The sequence below is a fragment of the Neisseria sp. HMSC70E02 genome (assembly GCF_001838645.1).
Taxonomy (GTDB): domain Bacteria; phylum Pseudomonadota; class Gammaproteobacteria; order Burkholderiales; family Neisseriaceae; genus Neisseria; species Neisseria macacae.
In genome coordinates, this window is the sequence record NZ_KV838039.1 from 1 (window position 1) to 2,010 (window position 2,010).

Sequence of the window (2,010 nt, forward strand, 5' to 3'; positions counted from 1 at the left end):
GTGCCGTTGTAGGTTTTCAGGCGGTTGTCGGTGACGGCGGAGCGGGCGTCTGGCAGGTAAAGGTCACTTATAGGGAAAGATCGTCTGAAGATTGATTTCAGACGATCTTGCGGTTTTATTGGACCTCGATCCAACTACAGTTAATAAAATCAGATGAATGTATCAGAACACTTATGTAGTTTATATTTTTCCCAATGAAAATTACTAATATCGTCTTCTGAAGCATTCACTATCTTTGACTTAATAGAATATTCCATAAATTTTTTTCTTTGTTGAGTTAAGTCATCCTCATTTTCCCAGCAACTCATACATTCATCGCAACAGAGAAATAATTTATTAGAGTCAATATTTTTTTTATAATTAATCTACCTTGCCCATCGCATATGGGGCACTCTCTAAACCAAAAATAATCAGTATTTATCATGATGGATATCCTGTAATAATTTTATTGGTGCCTTTCATTACAATAACTTTGACTTTTGTAAGAATTGCTCCTGTATCTCTGTCATAGCCGATTGGCTGAGTTATATGTATCTGTATCGTTATCTGAACTGTTAGGACAACAATATAAGAAGAAGGTCGTCTGAAAATCACTTCAGACGACCATGTAAGTTAGAAATTTATATCTATAATTTTTTTATTGGTATTCATAATATTACTTCCTTAAAACTCCTCCTGAGACTTTCACAATTTGGCAGTTATCATGGTAGGCAAAACAGGTAATGACTCATACATAGGAAAGTTGTCGTCTAAAAATTTTCAGAAGACATTGCCAAATTGTGGAGGTTAAATATAAAATATTCAATAAATTTTTAAATTAAATTTATTATATCTGTTGCATTTTAATATAGTTTTCGAATATTTCTATATTTGTTAGTTTTTTTATTTCGATTAAAAAGTAGGTGTCTAATAAATTAAGAAAATCGAAATAATTTTGTTTATCTTTATTTTCATCAAAATTTATCCCTTTAATTAAAAATGAGTACTTAGGAAATAGATTTTCTAATCTTAAAATAAGATCCGCTCCCCAAGAAATTTCTTTTGGCGAGATATCAGGAGAAGTTTTTTTTGCACATAGATTAAAGTAATATTGCTTAGAGTATTTACTTTTTTGAATATTAAACATGCATTGAATATAACTATTATTATAGAAATAATTTAAGGTATTCAATTTTAAAAAATCATTTTTTTTTAAGATGGCTCTTAACTCTTTAAAAAAAATTTTCTCAAAATCAGCATTCATGTTGAATTTTTCCTTATTACACTTTAAATTTTAGGTTTATGGTTTATAAAGATCAAGTATACCTTTCCATTTCCCTTTGCAAGAATCAGGGCCTTCACTATTAAGAATTCTCACATAGTTATTTAATTGTTTATTTCCCTTGCATCTCCCTGATTTTGTATCAGGTTTTAATTCACGCACAAGACAATTTTTATAGTCAATTGCATCAAATCGGTATAATTTCCCTGACTTTGTTCTAAAACTACTTTCAAAGTTATATCCCCCTCCTAACGTAAGAGAGTAATTTTTATGAGCTCTTTTCCCAACTTCAATTGCTGCTTTAACAACGGGATTCGCAGCTCCTTTTGCTAATCCTAGAAAGTCTACCCAAATTTGTACATTTGGCGCAAACCAATACAGATTCTCCCCACCCATCAATCCAATCGGATCCTGATTCACAAACCGACCCGCATCAGGCTCGTAATACCTGAAGAAGTTGTAATGCAGTCCCGTCTCGCGGTCGGCATACTGGTTTTGCAGGCGGAAGGGTTGGTATGCGCTATCCGTTACCTTGGTTTCTTCTTTCAGACGACCCCAGCCGGTGTAGTTGCCGAACCATAAGAGGTTGCCATCCTTATCTGTCATCTCACGCGGGATGCCGATTTGGTCGCAGTGGAAGTAGTGGGTTTGTTGGCGGCTTTCGCCGTCTTCGGTTGTCCAATCGCGAACTTGTGCTAAAGGCTCGTAGGAATCTGGGTCGGTGTAGATATAGGTATATCTGCCGTCCG

At 34.5% G+C, this 2,010-nt stretch carries 2 protein-coding genes; both read right to left on the reverse strand.

Annotation, left to right across the window (positions count from 1 at the left end; translation table 11 throughout):
* Positions 1–826: 826 nt before the first annotated feature.
* A complete protein-coding gene (locus tag HMPREF3277_RS00005; RefSeq protein ID WP_003764259.1) occupies positions 827–1,243 on the reverse strand; it encodes a DUF4304 domain-containing protein in 417 nt (138 codons plus the stop codon).
* Between the two features lie 36 nt (positions 1,244–1,279).
* Positions 1,280–2,010, reverse strand: a 731-nt coding sequence (locus HMPREF3277_RS13155) for an RHS repeat-associated core domain-containing protein (RefSeq protein ID WP_141765151.1), incomplete at its 5' end; no start/stop codon positions are given.